This window comes from Candidatus Polarisedimenticolaceae bacterium (genome assembly GCA_036275915.1).
Lineage (GTDB): Bacteria > Acidobacteriota > Polarisedimenticolia > Polarisedimenticolales > DASRJG01 > DASRJG01.
In genome coordinates, this window is sequence record DASUCV010000018.1 from 152,617 (window position 1) to 171,884 (window position 19,268).

Genomic DNA, 19,268 nt, shown 5'->3' on the forward strand with positions numbered 1-19,268 from the left:
TCCCCGGCGCCTGGTAGACTCGGCGGCAACCGAGGCAAATTCACGGAAGGCAGGTCGCAACGATGACCGTCGAGTACGTCGATCACGCATCCCGCCGGGTCGAGCGCGTCTACGGCGTCCTCGCGCGTGTCTACGACGATTTCTTCGACTGGGCGCTCGGCCCCGGCAGGCGACGGGCCGTCGCCTGTCTCGGCGTCGCCCCGGGAGATCGTGTGCTCGAGGTCGGCGTCGGGACCGGTCTGTCGCTCCCGCTCTACCCGAAAGGCTGCGAGGTCGTCGGCATCGACATCAGCGAGCCGATGCTGGACCGGGCGCGTGCGCGCCTCGGCGGCCTGGACGGCGTGCGCATGCGCCTTCTCCGGATGGACGCGCGCGCGATCCAGTTCGAAGACGGCTACTTCGACAAGGTCGTCGCGCCCTACGTCGTCTCGGTGGTTCCCGATCCCGCGGCGGTCCTTGCGGAGATGGCCCGCATCTGCCGCCCGGGAGGGACGATCATCGTCGTCAACCGCTTCCTCTCGCGCTGGCGCCTCTTCGCCGCGCTGGATCGGCTCCTCACGCCCCTGTCGACGTGGCTCGGGTTCCGCCTGGACGTTCCCGTCACGGTCGTGACCCAGGCACCCGGGCTCCGCCTCGTCCGGGAGGAGCGGGTCAACATGCTCGGAGGATGGCGCCTCTTGGTGCTCGAGCGACTCTAGGTCTCAGTGCTCCGGATCGGGCTGCGGCGGCCGCCACGGCCAGGGCGACGACGGGCCCGTCTCGCCGACCTCGCGCTCGGCCGTCATCCGCTCGACCTTGCGAAGCTGATCGAGGACGTCGGTGAATTGACGGTCGATCGTCTCGTTGGTCACCCGGTTCCGCGTGAGCATCTCGAGCCCCCGGACTTTCTCGCGGAGCGCCGCCGACTCGATCCGCCGGCCTTCGAGCTCGAGTTCCGCCTCGCGGAGGCGCTTGCGCAGATCGCCGGCCTCGCGTGCCAGGCGGTCCTTGACGCGCGCGTTCTCGGCCTGCGCGTCTTCGAGGTGCCGCTTGCGCGCCTCGAGCTCCGCCTGCATCTCGAGGACGCGGAGTCCGCCCGCGCGGACCATGCCGTACTGGACGAGGAGCTGCTCGTGCTTCATCTGCAGATCTTGGAAGAGTGTGAGCGGCACCGTCGACTGAACCAAGGCGTCGAGCGCCGGAGCGAGGTCCGCCGGCACGGAGCGCCTGGCGATCGCACGCGGCGCCGGATCCGCCGGGGGGAGGGCGGCGGCGGTCTCGAGACGCGCGGCCGCGAGCTGCTCGTCGGTGACGAAATACTCCGGACCGAAGCGGCCTGGAGTCTTGTCGGCGGCGAGACGTCCGCTGCGGATGTGGCGACGGAGCGTCGTCACCGAACGCGCGGTCTTCAACGCGGCCTCCCGCAGGGTCATCCGTTCCATGCTCACGCCTCCCCGCGCGTTTATACCACGGTGCGGTGATACCTTGTCGGCCGCATGACGGCGACGGCGCACGCGGGAGCTCACTGGGCGGATCAAGCGGCCGACGCCGCGATCGCCTCCGGCCGCCCGGTCGTCGTCTCGAGCGGTATCTCCCCGTCGGGCGAGATCCACATCGGGAACATGCGCGAAGTTTTGACCGCCGACGCGATCTATCGAGCGGTGCGCGATCGCGGGATCCCGGCGCGCTTCAACTACGTCTGCGACAACTTCGACCCGCTGCGGCGCGTCTACCCGTTTCTCGATGCGGCCGTCTACGAGCCGCTCATCGGCCGGCCGCTCTCCGAGATCCCCTGTCCGTGCGGCCGTCATGCGTCGTACGCCGACCACTTCCTCGAGCCGTTCCTGGCTTCGCTCGAGACGCTGCGCGTCGACGTCGAGCTCGAGCGAGCCGACCGGATGTACAAGAGCGGGCGGATGAACCGCGTGATCGCGGCGGCGCTCCGCGAGAGGGACCGGATCGCCGCGATCTTGAAGGAGCTGACCGGCAAGGAGGTCGGCGCCGACTGGTCGCCGTTCAACCCGCTCTGCCCCGCGTGCGGGCGCATCACGCAAACGACCGTGACCGGCTTCTCCGTCGAGGCCGAGACGGTCGGATTCCGCTGCGCCTGCGGGACGTCGGGAGACGTCCCGATGGCGGGTGGCGGGAAGCTCACGTGGCGCGTCGACTGGCCGGCGCGGTGGGCGATGCTCGGCGTCACGGTCGAGCCGTTCGGGAAGGATCACGCGACGCGCGGCGGCTCCTACGACACCGGTGCCAGGATCAGCCGCGAAGTCTTCGGCTACGAGCCGCCCTTCCCGATCGGCTACGAGTGGATCAGCCTCAAGGGGCAGGGGGACATGTCCTCGAGCAAGGGCAACGTGCTCTCGATCGCGGAAGCGCTGACCTTGGCGCCCCCCGAGGCGCTCCGTTACCTCGTCATGCGCGAGAAGCCGCAGCGCACGATCACCTTCGACCCGGGGCTTCCGCTCCTCCAGCTCGTCGACGAGGTGGACGACGCCGCGGCGAAGGGGGCGGACAGCCGCGCGCTCGCGCTCTCACGCGCTGCGGGGTTCGCTCCGGTCGGCGTGCCGTTCAAGCACCTCGTCGTCGCGGCGCAGGTCGCCGGGTTCGACCCCGAGAAGACGATCGCCGTCCTCGAGCGGACCGGTTACTCCGGGCTCGACCGTGACGCGGTCGCCTCGCGCCTCGCGTACGCGCGGCGCTGGCTCGATACGCACGCGCCCGACGACGTGCGATTCGAGGTCAAGAAGGAGCTTCCCGCCCAAGCGAGGGAGCTGAGCTCGGATCAGAAAGCGTTCCTCTCTCGCCTCGGCTCGGGCTTGAGCGACGGCATGACGGGGGAGGCGGTGCACCTCCTCGTCTACGACCTCGCGCAGGGATTCCCCGGCTCGAAGCCGGCTTCGCTCTTCCAGGCGATCTACATCGCACTCCTGGGGAAGCCGAAGGGGCCGCGCGCGGGAACGTTCATCGCGGCCCTCGGGCCTTCGTTCTGTGCGTCGCGCTTTCTCGCCGCGTCAGCCTGAGAGCACCTCTCGAGGCGCGTATCGCCGCCCCCAGAAGAGGATCGCGGACGAGACGGCCATCGCGATCACGGGACAGGCGAACGCCGCCTCGAGCGATCGCCGGTCGGCGATCGCGCCCATCAAGGTCGGCGACGGCACGTCGCCGAGGAGATGGATGAGGAACATGTTGAACGCGAGCGCCGTGACGCGGATCGACGACGGCACGGAGTTGACCACCGCGGCGTTGAGCGGTGCCGTGTTGAGCAGAAGGAAGAACGACGCGACCCACATCCCCGGGATGAGGAAGCGCTCGCCGCCGTAGATCGAGAGCGTCATGAGCGGCACCCCGATCGCCATGCTCACGGCCGACACGAAGTAGTACGAGCCGCGCACGCGGCCGAGGAGACGGTCGCCGAGCCACCCGCCGATGAGCGACGCCAGGATGCCGTCGACGACGATGATCTTCCCGAACGCCGTGTTCGCCGCCTCGAGCGAGAATCCGCGCGCCCGCGAGAGGAACGTCGGCATCCAGACCTGGACCCCGCCGAGCGCGAACGTCATCGCCGCCATGCCGAGCGTCGCGGTCCAGTAGGCCGGGTTCGCGATCAATCCACGGAGCGACGGCCGGCCGGCCTCCGGAGCCGGGGCGTCGTAGCGGCCGCGCTCGGGCTCCTTCAGAAAGAACACCGCCAGCGCGAGGAGGAATCCCGGAACCGCCGCCGCATAGAACGGGACCCGCCAGCCGTACTTCGGTCCCAGCCATCCCCCGAGCAGGAATCCCGCAGCGGTTCCGACGGGAATCGCGAGGTAGAAGACGCCGAGGATCCGTCCGCGCTTGGCCAAGGGGGCGAGATCGGCGGCGAAGGTCGGCGCGATCGTGACGAACGTCGCCTCGCCGACGCCCACCAGGGTGTGCCTGAGGAGCAGCTCCCAGTACGTGTGGGTGAACGCGGTGAGAAGGGTCAGGGCGCTCCAGAAGAGCGCACCGAACGCGATGATCCTCTTGCGCGAGTGCCGGTCGGCGAACGGGGCGACGAGCGGCGCCGCGATCATGTAACAGACGAGGAAGACGCTCGTGAGGAGCCCGAGCTGCGTGTTGGTGAGCTTGAACTCATCCTGGACGAGGGGCTGGACGGCGAACAGCACCGACCGGTCGACGTAGTTCAGGATGTTGAGGAGCGTGAGGACGACGAGCGCGATGCCGGCCGCGTACCGCTCCGATCTCACCGTCCGCCCCAGCGCAGCTTCCTCTGGAGGATCTCGAAGAAGCCGCGCTTGGCGACGCGGACGAGCCGCACCGGCCGCGGATGGCGGTCGATGACGAGCACGTCGAGCTGGCGCATCGGGAAGCCGACCTGTCCGTCGAGAGTGAGGTAGGCCTCTTCGGTCATGCTCCGCAGCGTCACCTCGATCGTGACCCACCCGGGGACGACGACCGGGCGGAAGCTCATCGCGTGCGGGCAGATCGGCGCGATCACGAAGGCGCTCATCCGCGGGTCCAGGATCGGCCCGCCGGCGGAGAGGTTGTAGGCGGTGGAGCCGGTCGGCGTCGCGACGATGAGGCCGTCCGAGGTGTAGGTGGCGACCAGCTCCTTGTCGATGCGGACCTCGATGACGAGCATCCGCGCGAGCGCCGTCTTGGTGACGACCGCGTCGTTGAGCATCGCGTACGCGCCCAAGATCTTCCGTCCTCGCTTCAGGCGCACGCGGAGGGCGTCGCGCTCCTCGATCTCGTAACGTCCGTGGAGGACGCGCTCGAGGCCGGCGTAGAGCTCCTCGGGCTGAAGCTCGGTCATGAACCCGAGCCCGCCGAAGTTCACGCCGAGGATCGGGATGCCGAGGGGGCCCGCGACCCGCGCGACCGAGAGGAGCGTTCCGTCGCCGCCGGCGACGATGACGAGGTCGGTCCCGCGGGGGAGCGTCCCCTCCGGGACGCCGTCGCGCTGCCCCAGCGCCGCGGAGGTCGTCGCATCGAGGCGGACCTGGACCCGGCGGGCGCGCAGCCACGCGGCCAGCTCCTGCGCGATGCGCTTCCCTTCCGGCGTCCCCGGCTTCGCGACGACGACGACGCGGCGGATGGCGCCGCGGACGCGCTTACGCCTCTTCGCCATCGACGGCGGCCCTTCGATCGGCGTCCAGGAGCTCCGCTGCAGCCGGCCCGCCGCCGGGACGGAGGTGAAGGAAGAACTCGACGTTCCCGGTGGCGCCCCGCACCGCCGACCGCGCGATCGCCCGCGGCCCGAGCCCGTGCTCGCGCGCGAAGCCGGTCAGCGACACGAGGACGTCGTCCCATGCCGCCTTGTCCGAGACGATGCCGTGCTTGCCCACGCGTTCCCGCCCCACCTCGAACTGCGGCTTGACGAGCGCGATCACGTCCGCGCCGGGGGCGAGACACGCGCACACGCCCTTCAGCACCTGCCGCAGCGAGATGAAGGATACATCGATGACGGCGAGGCTCGGCACGGAGGGAAGGAGAGACGGGGTGAGGAAGCGCGCGTTGACGCCGTCCACGACGACGACGCGCGGATCGTTCCGGAGCGACCAGTCGAGCTGACCGCGACCGACGTCGAGCGCCATGACCGCCGACGCACCGGCCTCGAGGAGCACCTGCGTGAATCCGCCCGTCGACGCTCCGACGTCGAGAGCGGCCCGGCCGGCGGCGTCGACGCCGAACCGAACGAGCGCCGGGGCGAGCTTGCCGGCGCCGCGGCCGACGTACCGCCGGCCCGGAGCGACCGCAAGGGGAAGATCGCGGGGGACGAGCGCACCGGGCTTGTCGAGGCGGCGCTCTCCGGTCGTCACGAGCCCGGCGAGGAGCATCGCCTGCGCCTTCGCGCGCGTCGGGGCGAGGCCTCGCTCGACCAGGAGCACGTCGAGGCGGACGCGTCCGCTCACCGCCCGCGTTCGACCGCGTAGCGCGCCAAGGCGTCGAGGAGCCCGCGATCGCGGACGCTCTCGGGGATCTCGGCGCGCGCCTGCGCCGCGAGACGGTCGGCCTCGGCACGCGACCGGTCGACCCCGAGCAGAGCCGGATAGGTCGCCTTCCCGGCACGCTCGTCCTTGCCGGGGGTCTTGCCGAGGGCCGCCGCGGTCGCGGTCCGGTCGAGGATGTCGTCGGCGATCTGGAAGGCGAGGCCGAGCGCCGCGCCGAAGCGCGCGAAGGCGCGGCAGACCGGAGGCGGCGCCCCGGCGTGCAGCGCGCCGAGCTCGGCCGACGCCGCGAGGAGCGCCCCGGTTTTGTGAGCGTGGATCCACTCGAGAGCGGGGAGCTCGGCCGGCTTCCTCTCGGCGTCGAGATCGGCGAGCTGGCCCCCGACCATGCCGGCAGCCCCGGCACCGCGCGCGACGAGGGCGACGGCCGCCGAGCGGCGCACCGCGGCCTCGTCCCCTTCGGGCTTCGTCGCGAGGATCTCGAGCGCGAGCGTGAGCAGGGCGTCTCCGGCGAGGATCGCCTCCGCCTCGCCGAACGCCTTGTGCACGGTCGGACGGCCGCGCCTCAGATCGTCGTCGTCCATCGCCGGCAGGTCGTCGTGGACGAGCGAGTAGGTATGGACCAGCTCGAGCGCGGCCGCGGGTGCCACGACCTCCTCGACGCGGCCGCCGAGCGACTCACAGACGGCGAGGGCGAGGGCGGGGCGCAGCCTCTTGCCGCCGCCGAAGACCGCGTACCGCATCGCCTCGTGAAGACGCGCCGCGGGCCCCGTGGCCGCCGGGAGCAGCTCGTCGAGCGCGCGCTCGACGTCGGCGGCGCGGGCGGCGAGGTAATCGTCGAGACCCACGGTCACACCGCGTACTGGACCGCGCGGGTCTCACGCACCACGCTCACGCGGATCGGGCCCGGGTACTCGAGGTCGCGCTCGATCGCTCGGGCGATCTCCTTCGAGAGGATGTAGGCCTGATCGTCGGTGACGCCGCGCGTGTCGACGATCACGCGGAGCTCCTTGCCCGCCTTGAGCGCGAACGCCTGGGTCACGCCGGGGAACGAGCGGGCCATCGTCTCGAGGCGCCGCAGGCGCTCGACGAAGACGTCGAGGTTGTCCTTCCGTGCACCGGGGCGATTGTCCGAGAGCCGGTTCGCCGCCCTCAAGATGAGGTGCTCGATCGTCTTCGCCTCGGCATCCGGGTGCATCGCCTGGACCGCCTTCACGATCTCGTCCCGCTCGCCGAACTTCGCCGTCAGCTCGGCGGCGACGGCGACCGGATGGCCGGAGGCGCCCTCCTCCACGCGGCCGATCTCGTGGAGCAGGCCCGCGCGGCGGATGACGTCGGCTTTCGCTCCCGTCTCCGCGGCCATGTACGCGCCGAGGTGGACCACCTCGACCGCGTGCTGGAGCAGGTTGTGGCCGTACTGGTGGCGGAACTTGAGCCGCCCGACGAGGCGCGCGAGGCGCGGGTGCAGCTCGGCGACGCCGAGCGAGAATGCCGCCTGGCTCCCGGCCTCCTCGACGAGCGTCTCGAACTCCTCGCCGACCTTCTGCACGACCTCCTCGATCCGGGCGGGGTGGATCCGGCCGTCCTCGACGAGACGCTGGAGCGCGATGCGCGCGATCTCGCGCCGCACGGGGTCGAACGACGAGAGGAGGATGGCGCCCGGCGTGTCGTCGATGATCACGTCGATCCCGGTCGCCATCTCGAGCGCCCGGATGTTCCGGCCCTCGCGGCCGATGATCCGCCCCTTCATCTCGTCGGACGGCAAGGCGATGAAGGTGACCGTCGACTCGACCGGATCCCGCAAGCTCACGCGCTGCGTCGCGTCGACGAGCAGGCGGCGCGCCTCGCGCTCGGCGACTTCCTTGGCCTCTTCCTCGATGCGGCGGGCGAGGCGGGCCGCCTCGCGGCGCGCCTCGGCCTCGATCGACGCCAGCATCTCGGCACGAGCTTCCTCGGCGGTGAGTCCGGCGACCCGCTCGAGCGCGCGGCGGGCCTCGGCGCGGTCGGCTTCCGCCGCGGTCTGAGCCTGGCGCGTCTGCTCCTCGGACTTCGCGAGCGCGTTCTGGCGGCGCTCCAGGTCCTTGCGCTGGCGGTCGATGGCGCCGAGGTCGGTCTCGAGCTGGCGGGCCCGCGTCTCGAGCTGGGCGTCGCGGACGTCGAGCTCGTGCTCCCGGCGGTCCACGTCCTCCTCGGCGGCCAGCGCCTTTTCCTGCGCGGAGGCGAGGATCGCGTGCGCTCGATCCTCGGCAACGCGGCGTGCGTCTTCGACGATCGTTGGCGCCTGCTCGCGCGCCCGGGCGACGATCCGGCGCGCGATGACCACCGCGAGCACCACCAGGATGGCGGCGAGGACGATCCCCACGAGGGGCGCGAGCGAGCTCGACATCTTCGTCGTTCCCCCACGACGGGGACCGGAAGGTGGGATGGAATGGCGCGAGGAGAGAGGCGGGCTCAGATCCCCCGCGAGAGCCGTGTGGGCCGGGCCGGTTGAACCAGGTCAACCAGGGGGGAGCCCTGCGGGCGCCTCAGGCTTCCCCGCAGGGCGGGGCATGCACATGGCGTCCCTGACGGCGGGCTCCCGAAACGACGACGTTGGCTCAAGCGATACAACCCATCACGAACTCCGCAGGGGGCTTGGTGGATCGAGAACTGCGAGCTTCGATTCTCCCGGTTGGTCTCACGCGTGTCCATCCGACCGTCCAGCCTCGGCACGGTGCGGCCGGCAACCCGGATCGGCGAGTACCTCGTCGATCCGAGCGGCCAATCGGCCCAGATCCGCCTCCACGTCGCTCGACGCGGGGACGCTGCGGGCCTGCATGCAATCGTCGGTGATGTTGAGGGCGGCCAGGATCGCCACCTTCAGCGTGTCCGCGGTTCCCGTCGTCTCCGCCACGTCGCGCATCCGCCGGTCGACTTCCTTCGCGAGCGAGTGGAGATAGCGCGGGTCGCCTTCGCCGCGCAGGTGATACGTCTTGCCGTAGATCGTGACGGGCGTCGGTCCTTCGCTTGCGCTCAACGCCTCACTCCTCACGCAGCTCGCGGATCGCCTCTTCGAGGGCGGTCCTGAGGCGCGTGTTCTCGTGCTCGTGCCGATCGAGCCTGTCCTTCAGGGCGTCGACGTCGCGCCGGAGCTCATCTCGCTCGGCGGCGAGATCTCGAACGCGCTCGATGATCGCTGCGATGCGATCGGCCAGAAGCTTAGTCGGGGCGTCGCTCATGTGTCAATCCGCCGGAGCCTGGCACCGGGCACCGTCGCGAGCGCCGCGACGAGGCGCGACCGGAACGCCTCCGCCTCGTCGTCCGTCAGCGTGCGCTCCAGCGGCTGAAGAATAACACGCAGGGTCATGGCCGCCTCGCCCGCATCGAGGGGAGGGCCCTCGTAGCGGTCGATCCAAAGGATCTCGGCGGGAGCGGGGGCGGGAACCGCGGCGAGGACGGTCAAGACCGAGCCCGCGGGAGCGCCGGGGGAGAGCACGATCGAAAGGTCGCGGGTGATCGAAGGCACGCGGGCAATCGCGCGGTAAGCGGGGCGCGCGGCCGCGTGGGCCGAGGCGACGCCGAGATCGATCTCACCGACGTAGAGCGGGCCTTGAACGTCGAGCCGCGCGGCGAGGTCCGGGTGCAGCGCCCCGCACCACGCGGCCGTCCGGCCGTCCGCATCGATCCACGCCGTCCGTCGTCCCGGATGGAGGCCCCGCAGATCGGAAGCCATCTGCGTGAAGCGGCCCGTGTCCGAGGCGAGCGCGAGGAGATCTTCGACGAGCCCGATCGCGTCGTAGGCCTCGACCTCGCGGGAAGGTTCGCTCCAATGCCGGGGGCGCCCAGCGCCGTGCCAGGCGAAGGCGAGCCTGAGCGGCTCGTCGGGAAGCTCGGCGGCGCCTCGGGCGAGGAAGACGTGACCGGCCTCGAAGAGGCGGACGTCGGCGAGCCCGCGCCTTACGTTCAACGCGGCCGCCTGGACGAGCCCCGGCGTGAGCGCGCGGCGGAGCACGCCGAGCGTCTCCGCAATCGGGTTCGAGAGCGGCATCGACGGGGGAAGCCCGGGCGCGACGAAGGCGTCGTCGTCTCCCGCGGCGATCATCGCGTAGTTGAACGCCTCGGAGAAGCCGAGCGCGGCGAGACGGTCGCGCGCGCGCTCGTTCAGGCTCGTGAACGTCCGGAGGCCCGAGGCCGGCGGCGGCGTCGCGGGCACGTGAGAGGGGATCCGGTCGTAGCCGAGGTGGCGGCCGATCTCCTCGACGAGGTCCGCCTCGCGCGTCAGGTCGACCCTCCAGGACGGCACCTCGACCTCGAAGCCCTCGGCGGTCGGCGTCGGACGGAGGTCGAGCGCGCGCAGCGCCTCCTCCGACTCGGCGGAGCCCGGCGCGTAGCCGAGGAGGAGCGCGACGCGCGGAAGCCGCACCGCGAGCGAGCGCGCGGGAAACGGAGCGGGATACGCGTCGACGATACCGGGCTCGCCACGTCCACCGGCGATCGTCTCGAGCAGGCGCACGGCAAGGGCCTGGGCCGCGGGAGGAGCTTCGGGATCGGCCCCGCGCTCGAACCGCTGGCTGGCGTCGGTGACGAGGCCGAGTTTCCGCGCCGCGCGGCGAACGGCGGCGGGCTGGAACCAGGCCGCCTCGATGAGGACGTCCCGCGTCTCCGCGGTGATCTGCGTCTCGTCGCCGCCCATGATGCCGCCGAGCGCGACGCCGCGCGCGCCGTCGGCGATGACGATCGTTCCGGCGTCGAGCGTCCGGCTCACGCCGTCCAAGGTGACGAGCGCCTCGGCGGCGAAGGCGGGGCGAACGCGGAGGACGCCGCCCGTGAGGCGGGCGAGATCGAAGAAGTGGACCGGTTGGCCGAGCTCGAGCATGACGAGGTTCGACGCGTCGACGACGTTGTTGATCGACCGCAGGCCGCACGCCTCGAGCCGCGCGACGACCCAGGGGGGGGATGGCGCGACGCGGACGCCGCGGACGATCGAGGCGGTGTAGCGCCGGCAGAGGTCGGGCGCTTCGATCGCGACTTCGATTCCACGGAGCCCCGGCTCGCGGACCGCCGGCTTCGGAAGGGGAGATCGTCCGAACGCCGCCGCGACCTCGCGCGCGACGCCGCGGTGGCCGAGCGCATCGGGGCGGTTCGCGGGGACGTCGACGTCGAGCACCCGGTCGTCGCCCGCCTCCGCGATCGCGTCCACGGTCAGGCCGCGAGCGGTCAGCCGCCGTGCGACCTCCCGCGCGTCGGCGTCGATGCCGGAGATCTCCTCGAGCCACGCGTGCGAGATCAGCACGGGAACTGCTCGAGGAAGCGAACGTCGTTCTCGACGAGGAGCCTGAGGTCGTCGATCCCGAACCGCATCATCGCGATGCGGTCGATCCCGAGGCCGAAGGCGAACCCGGTGTATCTCTCGGGGTCGATGCCGACCGCTTCGAAGACGGCGGGGTGCACCATCCCCGCGCCGCCCAGCTCGAGCCAGCCCGATTGCTTGCACGCCCGGCAGCCCTTCCCGAGGCAGACGCGGCAAGAGATGTCGAACTCGCAGCCCGGCTCGACGAACGGGAAGTACCCCGGACGGAGGCGCACCTCAACGTCGTCGCCGAAGAACATCTTCCAGACCGCGGCGCACGTCCCGCGAAGGTCCGCCATCGAGATCCCCTCGTCGACGACGAGCGCCTCGAGCTGATGGAACATCGGGAGGTGCGTCGCGTCGAGATCCTTCCGGTAGACGCGGCCGGGGCAGATCATGCGGATCGGCGGCCGGGTCGTCTCCATCGTGCGCACCTGCACCGGGGACGTGTGCGTCCTCAAGAGGAGCCCGCCCGGGAGGTAGAAGGTGTCGGTCGCATCGCGCGCGGGATGCCCCGGCGGGAGGTTCAGCGCCTCGAAGTTGTGGAAGTCGTCCTCGACCTCGGGACCGTGCTCGACCGTGTACCCCATCGTCCGGAAGATCGACTCGAGCTCGCGGCGGGTCTGCGTCACCGGGTGGAGCGCGCCGCGGAAGGGCCGGCGCCCCGGGAGCGAGACGTCGACGCGCTCCTTGGCGAGCGCGAGGTCGCGCGCGCGTTGTCCCGCCGAGGCCGCCGCCCGCGCGAGCGCGTCCTCGAACGTCGCCTTGGCGGCGTTGATCTGCTGGCCCGCGGCGGGGCGCACGTCGGGCGCGAGGCCGGAGAGCCCCTTGAGGAGCGCGGTCAGCTCGCCCTTCTTGCCGAGGAACCGGACGCGGACCGCTTCGACGGCGGCCACGTCGGACCCCGCCGCGCTCAAGGCTGAGACGAACTCCCGCTCGAGCCCGTCGAGACGGTCCTTCATCGCGGCGGCTTCCGTCACGTCAGGCGGGCTGGGTCGCCTGACGGGCCGCGCGGACGACCTGGCCGAAAGCCGCCGGGTCGTGGACGGCGATGTCGGCGAGGACCTTCCGGTCGAGGGTGACGCCGGCCGCTTTGAGGCCGTGAATGAGCGCCGAGTACGACATGTCGTGCAGGCGCGCGGCGGCGTTGATCCTCACGATCCACAGGCGGCGGAAGTCGCCCTTCTTCGCCCTACGGTCGCGCGTGGCGAACGCCATCGAGCGCTCGACCTGCTGCTTCGCGATCCGGTAGAGCTTGGATTTTGCGAGGTAATAGCCTTTCGCCCGGCGAAGGATCTTCTTCCGCTTCAGGCGCCTCTTGTTGCCTCTCTTGACGCGCGGCATCGTTCTCTCCTCTTGACGGGGATCGCCCCGACGAAAAGCCGGCGGCCCGGTCTTGGGCCGGCGGCGGGAGGATCAGCGGTTGTACGGGAGCATCGCCTCGACACGCTTCTGGTCGGCCTTCGAGACCAAGGACGGCATGTCGAGACCGCGCTTCCGCTTGGTCGTCTTCTTCGTGAGGATGTGGCTCTTGAAAGCCTTCGATCGCTTGATCTTGCCCGTCGCGGTCTTCTTGAACCGCTTCGCGGCGCCTCGGTGGGTCTTCAGCTTGGGCATGGCGTCTCCGTCGCCTGGTCCAGGGACAAGGCGTTGCTCTTCGTCTTCACGAGGGTGATGGCGCGCGCGAGGAAGGCGTCGACCGGGAGCGCCCCCTCGTCTCCGGCCCGGCGGGACCGCACCGCGACCGTTCCGTTCTCGGCCTCGCGGTCGCCGAGGACGAGCATGAAAGGGATCTGCTGGAGCTGGGCGTCCCGGATCTTGGCGCCGATCTTCTCGCCGCGGTCGTCGAGACGCACGCGCAGGCCGGCCTCGGCCAGCTTCGCGCGGACGTCCTCGGCGTAAGCGTTGATGCGGTCGGTGATCGGCAGCACGCGGACCTGCTCGGGCGCGAGCCAGAGCGGGAACGCGCCGGCGTAGTGCTCGATGAGAATCGCGATGAAGCGCTCGAACGAGCCGGAGACCGCGCGGTGGATCACGACGGGGCGGTGAGGGGAATTGTCCTCGCCGACGTACTCGAGCTTGAAGCGGTCGGGGGCGGCGTAGTCGAGCTGGATCGTCCCGAGCTGCCACTTGCGCCCGAGCGAGTCCGCGACGTCGAAATCGATCTTCGGCCCGTAGAACGCGCCGTCCCCGGGCTTGATCTCGTAGGGGAGGCCGGTCGACTCGAGCGCAGCCTTGAGCGCCCCCTCCGCGCGGTCCCACATCGCGTCGTCGCCGATGCGGACCTCAGGGCGCGTCGCGAACTTGAGCGTGGCCGTCAGGCCGAACGTCTTGTAGTAGGCGAGGATGAAGTCGGCGAGGCGCTTGACCTCGGTCTCGATCTGGTCCTGGCGAAGGAAGACGTGGCAGTCGTCCTGCTGGAACTGGCGGACGCGGGTCAGACCCGAGAGCGAGCCCGACACCTCGTTCCGGTGGAGGACGTCGTAGGTGACGAAGCGGAGCGGCAGCTCGCGGTACGAGTGAGTTTTCGCGTTGTAGTAGAGGTAGTGCGACGGGCAATTCATCGGCTTGAGCGAGAAATCGTGCTCGCCCGTCTCCTTGTCGAGGACGAGGAACATGTTTTCGCGGTACTTGCCCCAGTGCCCCGACAGCTCCCAGAGATGGCGGTTGTAGAGCAGCGGGGTCTTGATCTCGCGGTAGTCGGCCTGCTGCAGCTCGCGCAGGTAGGCGTTCAGCAGGTTGACGACGATCGTGCCCCGCTCGGTCCAGAACGCAGCGCCGGGAGCGTACGGGTGGAACATGAAGAGGTCGAGCTCTTTGCCTAGCTTGCGGTGGTCGCGCTTCCGGGCCTCCTCGAGGAGGTGCAGGTAGCGGTCGAGATCGGCCTGCGTGAAGAACGCGGTGCCGTAGATGCGCTGGAGCATCTTGTTCTTCTCGCTGCCCAGCCAGTACGCGCCGGCGACCGAGAGGAGCTTGAAAGCGCCGAGCCGCCCCGTCGAGGGGACGTGCGGGCCCCGGCAGAAATCGGTCCAGCTCCCCTGGCGATAGATCGAGACGACATCGTCGCCCTTGGTCGTGGCGAAGTAAATCTTGTAGGGCTCCTGCTCCTTCGTGAAGAAGGCGATCGCCTCGGACTTCGGGAGATCGAGCCGCTCGATCGGGAGGTTCCGGCCGATGATCTCCCGGACGCGCGCCTCGATCGTCGCGAGGTCGGCGTCGGTGAACGGCTGGTCGCGATCGAAGTCGTAGTAGAAGCCGTTCTCGATGACCGGCCCCTGGCCGATCTTGGTGCCGGGGAAGAGCTCCTGCACCGCCTGCGCTGTCGCGTGCGCCGTCGAATGGCGGAGGACCTCGAGCGCCTCGGGGGATTTCGCCGTCAGGATCTCGAGGCGAACGTCTTCGAGGAGCGGCCTGGAGAGGTCGACGAGGACACCGTTGGCCTTCGCGACGACCGCGTCCTTCGCCAGCCGGGGTCCGATCGACGCGGCGACCTCGCGCGGTGTGGTCCCGTGCGGGACGGCGCGTACCGAGCCGTCGGGCAGCGTGACGTGAACCGTGGCGATCGTCTCCGGCATGATCGTTTCCCGATGGTAGGCGCGCGCGGGATCGAACCGCGGACTTCTACCGTGTCAAGGTAGCGCTCTTCCACTGAGCTACGCGCCTAGACCCAGCCCCGAAAGCCTCTCTCAAGGCGAAAAACCGACAGGACCGCGAGAGAATAGCACAGGCGTAAAGAGCGTCAATGGAAGGAGTTGGCTCGATTCTGTTGAATTGTCCACGGCGATTCGTTACCCTCTTCGCCGCCAACGCGTGCCGGATGCCCACGCACTCGGAGACCCCGCCTCGATGCTCATCGTCATGAAGAAGGGGAGTACCCCGGATGAGACGGCCCGGGTGTGCGATGCCGTCAGGGCGATCGGACGGACCCCGGTCACGGTGGTCATCGACGGTCGTGAAGCGATCTCGGTCGCGGCCGGCAACCCTCCGCTCGACGCGGGACGCTTCGAGGGGATGGCAGGGGTGCACCAGGTCGTTCCGCTCGAGGCTCCGTACCGTCTCGCCGCACGCGACGCGCGGCCTCGCGGTACGGCGATCACCGTCGGCGGCCGTACGATCGGCGCCGGCGGTCTCTTCGTCGTCGCAGGCCCGTGCGCCGTCGAGAACGAGGAGCAGATCGTCGAGACGGCCCGCCTCATGAAGCAAGCCGGCGCCGACGCGCTCCGCGGCGGCGCCTACAAGCCCCGGTCGAGCCCCTATAGCTTCCAGGGGCTCGGGCCGGAAGGTCTGAGGCTCCTCGTCGTAGCGCGGGAGGCGACCGGGCTCCCGATCGTCTCCGAGGCGGTCGACGAGTCGTCGCTCGATCTCGTCGCCGCGCAGGCCGACATCGTCCAGATCGGCGCCAGGAACATGCACAACGGCGCCTTGCTCAAGAGCGCCGGCCGCCTTCGCAAGCCGATCCTCTTGAAGCGCGGCATGTCGGCCACCCTGGACGACCTGCTCATGGCCGCCGAGTTCATCCTCGATCAGGGGAACGGCGAGGTCATCCTCTGCGAGCGCGGGATCCGGACGTTCTCCCAGCACAGCCGGTTCACGCTCGACCTCTCGGTCGTTCCGGCGGCGCAGACGGCGAGCCATCTGCCCGTCTTCGTCGACCCCTCGCACGCCGCGGGTCGGCGCGAACGCGTCGCGCCCATGGCGCGCGCCGCGGTGGCCGCGGGCGCCGACGGCGTGATCTTCGAGGTCCACCCGGATCCCGACGACGCGCTCTCCGACGGCCGGCAGGCGCTCGTGCCGGGCGAGGCCGCCGAGCTCATCGCGCAGCTCCGCGAGGTCGCCGCCGTCCTCTCGCGCAAGACCGAGGTCGCACGGTGATCCGCTTTCCGAGCGGATCGCTGCAGATCACGATCCTCTCGGCCGGCTCCCTTTGGCTCGACGGAGGCGCGATGTTCGGGGTGGTGCCGAAGCCGCTGTGGGCGAAGCTCAGGGCCCCTGACGAGCGGAACCGTATCCGCCTCGCAATGAACGTGCTCCTGGTCGAGGACGGCCGGACGCGGGTCCTCATCGACAACGGCGCCGGCACGAAGTGGGACGACAAGCAGCGCGACATCTACGGGTTCGATCTCCGCTCGGCCGAGGAGATCCTGCGCCCCGCGGGTCTCGTCCCCGGCGACATCGACATCGTCCTCGACTCCCATCTCCACTTCGACCACGCCGGCGGGAACACGGCGGCCGACCGGGACGGACGTCTCGTCGCCGCCTTCCCGAACGCTCGTTACGTCGTCCAGCGCGGCGAGCTCGAGTTCGCGCGCTCGGACAACGAGCGCATCCGCGCTTCGTATCAGCGCGACAACTTCGAGCCGCTCGTCGCGAGCGGACAGTTCGACTTCGTCGAAGGGGACGCCCGGGTGACCGATCGGATCGAGGTCCTGCTGGCCCCGGGGCACACGCCGTTCCTGCACGTCCCGGTCGTGCGTTCCGGCGAGCACACGATCGCGTTCCTCGCGGACCTCGTGCCGACGGCGAGCCACGTGCCGTTTCCGTACATCATGGGCTACGACGTCGAGCCGCTTCGCACCCTGGAATCGAAGAAGCGCATCCTGCCGCGCGCCGCGCGCGAAGGGTGGCGGCTCGTGTTCGAGCACGACGCCGATCTTCCGCTCGGCATCCTCGAGGAAACCGCCGGCAAGCTCCGCGCGGTACCCCTCGCGGTGGAGGCCTGACATGGAGGCGATCCTCGCGCTCGAGGACGGGACCCTGTTCCGCGGCCGCGCGTTCGGTGCCACCGGCGAGCGCACCGGCGAGGTCGTGTTCAACACCTCGATGACCGGCTACCAGGAGATCCTCTCCGATCCCTCCTACCGCGGGCAGATCGTCGTCATGACCGCGCCCGAGATCGGGAACGTCGGAACGAACGGCGGCGACAGCGAGTCGGAGCACCCGCAGGTCGAGGGGTTCGCGGTCCGCGAGCTGTCGGAAGCGCCCTCGAACTGGCGTTCGACGCAGGCGCTCCAGGAGCACCTGCGCGAGCACCGGATCCCCGGGATCGCGGAGCTCGACACGCGGGCGCTGACGCGCCACCTCCGGAGCCGCGGCGTCCTCAAGGGCGTGCTCTCGAGCGCGCGCGGTCCCGCCGAGGATCTCGTGCGGCGCGCGCGGTTGTCGCCGGGGCTCGAGACGATCGACCTCGTCGCCAAGGTCACCTGCCCCGCGCCCTACGCGTGGGATGCGCCGCGCGAGGGGGCGTGGGCCGAGCCGTTCGGCCAGGAGCCGGGTGCCGCGCGCATCCGCTGCGTCGCCTACGATCTCGGCGCCAAGCGGAACATCTTCCGCCTCCTCCACGAGGCCGGCTTCGACGTCACGGTCGTCCCTGCGACGTTCTCGGCGAACGACGCGCTCGCTCTCGCGCCCGAGGCGCTCTTCTTCTCGAACGGGCCCGGAGACCCGGCGACGGCGACGTACGTCGTCGAGGCTGTGCGCGGCCTCGTCGGACGGCTGCCGGCGTTCGGGATCTGCCTCGGCCATCAGATCGCCGCGCGTGCGCTCGGCGCGAGCACGTTCAAGCTGAAGTTCGGCCACCGCGGGGCGAACCATCCGGTGCAGGACCTGCGCACGGGCCGCGTCTCCGTCACCTCGCAGAACCACGGATACGCCGTCGATCCGGCCACCCTTCCCGCGGGCGTCGCCGTGACGCACGTCAACCTCAACGACGGGACCTGCGAAGGGTTCTTCGACGAGGCGCGTCAGCTCCTCGCGGTCCAATACCATCCCGAGGCGTCGCCCGGGCCGCACGACGCCCTCGGGCTCTTCGGCGAGTTCCGCCGGCTCGCCGAGCGGGCGCGCGCCGGCGCCGTCGCCGGGAAGGGCGCTCGATGACCGACTGGAAGTCCGCGCTCCGGTTCGATCCGACGCCGTGGCTCCTGGAGAACGCGTGCGCTCCGATCAAGTACCGCGTCCTCACCGAGCTGCTCGACCGTCCGAAGGAGGACCCGGACGTCCAGAAGCTGCGCGCCGAGCTCATGCTCTACCCGCCGGCGCTCAAGCTCCAGCGCACGCAGCGCAAGGACGGCACGTGGGCCGGCCACGTCCATGCGGGGGACGCGAAGCGATTCGAGCCCTCGCTCGAGAACGACCTCTCGCTCCTCTACGAGATGGGCTGGGGACGCGACACGAAGCCGGTCAAGCAGGCGGCCGCGATCCTGAGGAGCTTCCTCACCGCCAAGAAGGACCTGAAGTTCTACGAGTTCGCGAAGGTCGTCAAGGCCGACGAGAAGCGCGAGAAGTACTACCGGTGGTTCCTCCGCACGCTCGGCCTCGGCCTGCTCGTGCGCGGAGGCTACGTCGACGACCGCAGCCGCGTGGCGGTCCTGGAGCTGCTCGACCTCTGCGCCGGCTTCGTCGACGATCCGGTCTCGCGCCATCCCGTCGAGGAGATCGGCGCCGCCCACCCGCTCATCAGGAGCGGCGCGTGGAAGCGCGACTACATCTTCATCCCCGACGTCCAGCTCATGCGCGTCTTCGCCTTCTCGCCGTGGCTCCTGGACGGCGAGCTGGCCAAGATGCGCCTCAAGAAGATCTCCGACTACGTGATGTCCGATACGTACCAGAAGCTGGCACCGGACATCGGTCTCGTCCGCACGGCGAAGGGATCGTTCGTCAAGGGCGGGGGCCTCAGGATCCGGCCGATCGACTACTACCAGAAGCACGCCGCGCTCGACGAGCTCCTCGTCAACATGGAGTTCTTCGCGCGCCTCGGCCTCCTGAACCGCTACCCGCACTTCATGACGCATCTCGAGTGGTGGCACGCGCAGCAGGGGAAGGAAGGGCGCTGGAACCTCCAGGGCAAGCTCTTGAACGAGACGTCCCGGTGGACCGCGCTCCTCAGGCTCGAGAAGGATTGGCGCAGCCCCGTGCGGAAGGAAGCCGACCTCACCTTCCGCGTGCTCCTGATCTTGAAGTACCAGTGGGAGCGCCAGATCCGGATGCTCGACCGGCGCGACGACGGCTACACGATCTAACCGTTAACT

The 19,268-nt window shown here is 70.3% G+C and carries 19 protein-coding genes, 1 tRNA gene and 1 other RNA gene; 6 read left to right on the forward strand and 15 right to left on the reverse strand.

Translation table 11 applies throughout. The features are described from left to right. Positions 1-62: 62 nt before the first annotated feature. On the forward strand, positions 63-698 hold the full coding sequence (locus tag VFV19_14230) for a methyltransferase domain-containing protein (GenBank protein HEX4825458.1): 636 nt from the start codon (positions 63-65) through the stop codon (positions 696-698). A gap of 3 nt (positions 699-701) precedes the next feature. On the opposite strand, the gene VFV19_14235 is transcribed toward VFV19_14230, so the two are convergent. Beyond that, on the reverse strand, positions 702-1,421 hold the full coding sequence (locus tag VFV19_14235) for a hypothetical protein (GenBank protein ID HEX4825459.1): 720 nt from the start codon (positions 1,419-1,421) through the stop codon (positions 702-704). A 54-nt stretch (positions 1,422-1,475) separates the two neighbouring features. On the opposite strand from VFV19_14235, the gene lysS reads away from it, so the two are divergent. Further along, on the forward strand, positions 1,476-3,005 hold the full coding sequence (gene lysS / locus VFV19_14240; protein HEX4825460.1) for a lysine--tRNA ligase: 1,530 nt from the start codon (positions 1,476-1,478) through the stop codon (positions 3,003-3,005). On the opposite strand, the gene VFV19_14245 is transcribed toward lysS, so the two are convergent. The 14 genes from VFV19_14245 to VFV19_14310 all read right to left on the reverse strand — a co-directional run bounded on the left by VFV19_14245 (position 2,997) and on the right by VFV19_14310 (position 14,907). After that, positions 2,997-4,211: an MFS transporter gene (locus tag VFV19_14245; GenBank protein ID HEX4825461.1), complete on the reverse strand. Its 1,215-nt coding sequence runs from the start codon at positions 4,209-4,211 to the stop codon at positions 2,997-2,999. The two genes, lysS and VFV19_14245, sit on opposite strands and share 9 nt — an antisense overlap. Next, positions 4,208-5,095 carry an NAD(+)/NADH kinase gene (locus VFV19_14250; GenBank protein HEX4825462.1) on the reverse strand — a complete coding sequence of 296 codons (888 nt, stop codon included), beginning with the start codon at positions 5,093-5,095 and terminating at the stop codon, positions 4,208-4,210. Before VFV19_14250 ends, VFV19_14245 begins: the two co-directional genes overlap by 4 nt. Continuing rightward, positions 5,079-5,879, reverse strand: a complete 801-nt coding sequence (locus VFV19_14255; GenBank protein ID HEX4825463.1) for a TlyA family RNA methyltransferase — start codon at positions 5,877-5,879, stop codon at positions 5,079-5,081. The genes VFV19_14250 and VFV19_14255 overlap by 17 nt, the downstream gene beginning before the upstream one ends. Beyond that, on the reverse strand, positions 5,876-6,769 hold the full coding sequence (locus VFV19_14260; GenBank protein ID HEX4825464.1) for a farnesyl diphosphate synthase: 894 nt from the start codon (positions 6,767-6,769) through the stop codon (positions 5,876-5,878). The genes VFV19_14255 and VFV19_14260 overlap by 4 nt, the downstream gene beginning before the upstream one ends. Next, positions 6,766-8,301 (reverse strand): ribonuclease Y, encoded by a 1,536-nt coding sequence (rny, locus tag VFV19_14265; protein ID HEX4825465.1) that lies wholly within the window; start codon positions 8,299-8,301, stop codon positions 6,766-6,768. Before rny ends, VFV19_14260 begins: the two co-directional genes overlap by 4 nt. A gap of 67 nt (positions 8,302-8,368) precedes the next feature. Continuing rightward, a non-coding RNA gene (ssrS, locus tag VFV19_14270) (6S RNA) lies at positions 8,369-8,550 on the reverse strand. Between the two features lie 42 nt (positions 8,551-8,592). After that, positions 8,593-8,931, reverse strand: coding sequence for a cell division protein ZapA (locus VFV19_14275; GenBank protein HEX4825466.1), 339 nt, complete (start codon positions 8,929-8,931; stop codon positions 8,593-8,595). Positions 8,932-8,935: 4 nt separating this feature from the next. Next, positions 8,936-9,133: a hypothetical protein gene (locus tag VFV19_14280; protein ID HEX4825467.1), complete on the reverse strand. Its 198-nt coding sequence runs from the start codon at positions 9,131-9,133 to the stop codon at positions 8,936-8,938. Continuing rightward, positions 9,130-11,187 carry a phenylalanine--tRNA ligase subunit beta gene (gene pheT / locus VFV19_14285; GenBank protein HEX4825468.1) on the reverse strand — a complete coding sequence of 686 codons (2,058 nt, stop codon included), beginning with the start codon at positions 11,185-11,187 and terminating at the stop codon, positions 9,130-9,132. Before pheT ends, VFV19_14280 begins: the two co-directional genes overlap by 4 nt. Further along, complete coding sequence (locus VFV19_14290) at positions 11,181-12,206, reverse strand: phenylalanine--tRNA ligase subunit alpha (protein HEX4825469.1); 1,026 nt, start codon at positions 12,204-12,206, stop codon at positions 11,181-11,183. Before VFV19_14290 ends, pheT begins: the two co-directional genes overlap by 7 nt. A 19-nt stretch (positions 12,207-12,225) precedes the next feature. Then, positions 12,226-12,588 (reverse strand): 50S ribosomal protein L20, encoded by a 363-nt coding sequence (gene rplT / locus VFV19_14295; protein ID HEX4825470.1) that lies wholly within the window; start codon positions 12,586-12,588, stop codon positions 12,226-12,228. A gap of 72 nt (positions 12,589-12,660) precedes the next feature. Beyond that, the gene (gene rpmI, locus VFV19_14300) at positions 12,661-12,861 is read right to left on the reverse strand and encodes a 50S ribosomal protein L35 (protein ID HEX4825471.1); all 201 of its coding nucleotides are present in this window, start codon (positions 12,859-12,861) and stop codon (positions 12,661-12,663) included. Continuing rightward, positions 12,849-14,819: a threonine--tRNA ligase gene (thrS, locus tag VFV19_14305; GenBank protein HEX4825472.1), complete on the reverse strand. Its 1,971-nt coding sequence runs from the start codon at positions 14,817-14,819 to the stop codon at positions 12,849-12,851. Before thrS ends, rpmI begins: the two co-directional genes overlap by 13 nt. A gap of 13 nt (positions 14,820-14,832) precedes the next feature. Next, positions 14,833-14,907, reverse strand: a tRNA-Val gene (locus VFV19_14310). A 183-nt stretch (positions 14,908-15,090) separates the two neighbouring features. Here VFV19_14310 and aroF point away from each other — a divergent pair. The 4 genes from aroF to VFV19_14330 are packed head-to-tail and all read left to right on the forward strand — an operon-like array spanning position 15,091 to position 19,259. Further along, entirely contained in the window at positions 15,091-16,116 is a 1,026-nt protein-coding gene (aroF, locus tag VFV19_14315; GenBank protein HEX4825473.1) for a 3-deoxy-7-phosphoheptulonate synthase, read from the forward strand. Beyond that, on the forward strand, positions 16,113-16,964 hold the full coding sequence (locus VFV19_14320) for an MBL fold metallo-hydrolase (protein HEX4825474.1): 852 nt from the start codon (positions 16,113-16,115) through the stop codon (positions 16,962-16,964). Before aroF ends, VFV19_14320 begins: the two co-directional genes overlap by 4 nt. Position 16,965: 1 nt before the next feature. Further along, the gene (gene carA, locus VFV19_14325) at positions 16,966-18,117 is read left to right on the forward strand and encodes a glutamine-hydrolyzing carbamoyl-phosphate synthase small subunit (GenBank protein HEX4825475.1); all 1,152 of its coding nucleotides are present in this window, start codon (positions 16,966-16,968) and stop codon (positions 18,115-18,117) included. Next, positions 18,114-19,259 carry a hypothetical protein gene (locus VFV19_14330; protein ID HEX4825476.1) on the forward strand — a complete coding sequence of 382 codons (1,146 nt, stop codon included), beginning with the start codon at positions 18,114-18,116 and terminating at the stop codon, positions 19,257-19,259. Before carA ends, VFV19_14330 begins: the two co-directional genes overlap by 4 nt. The last annotated feature ends 9 nt before the right edge of the window (positions 19,260-19,268 follow it).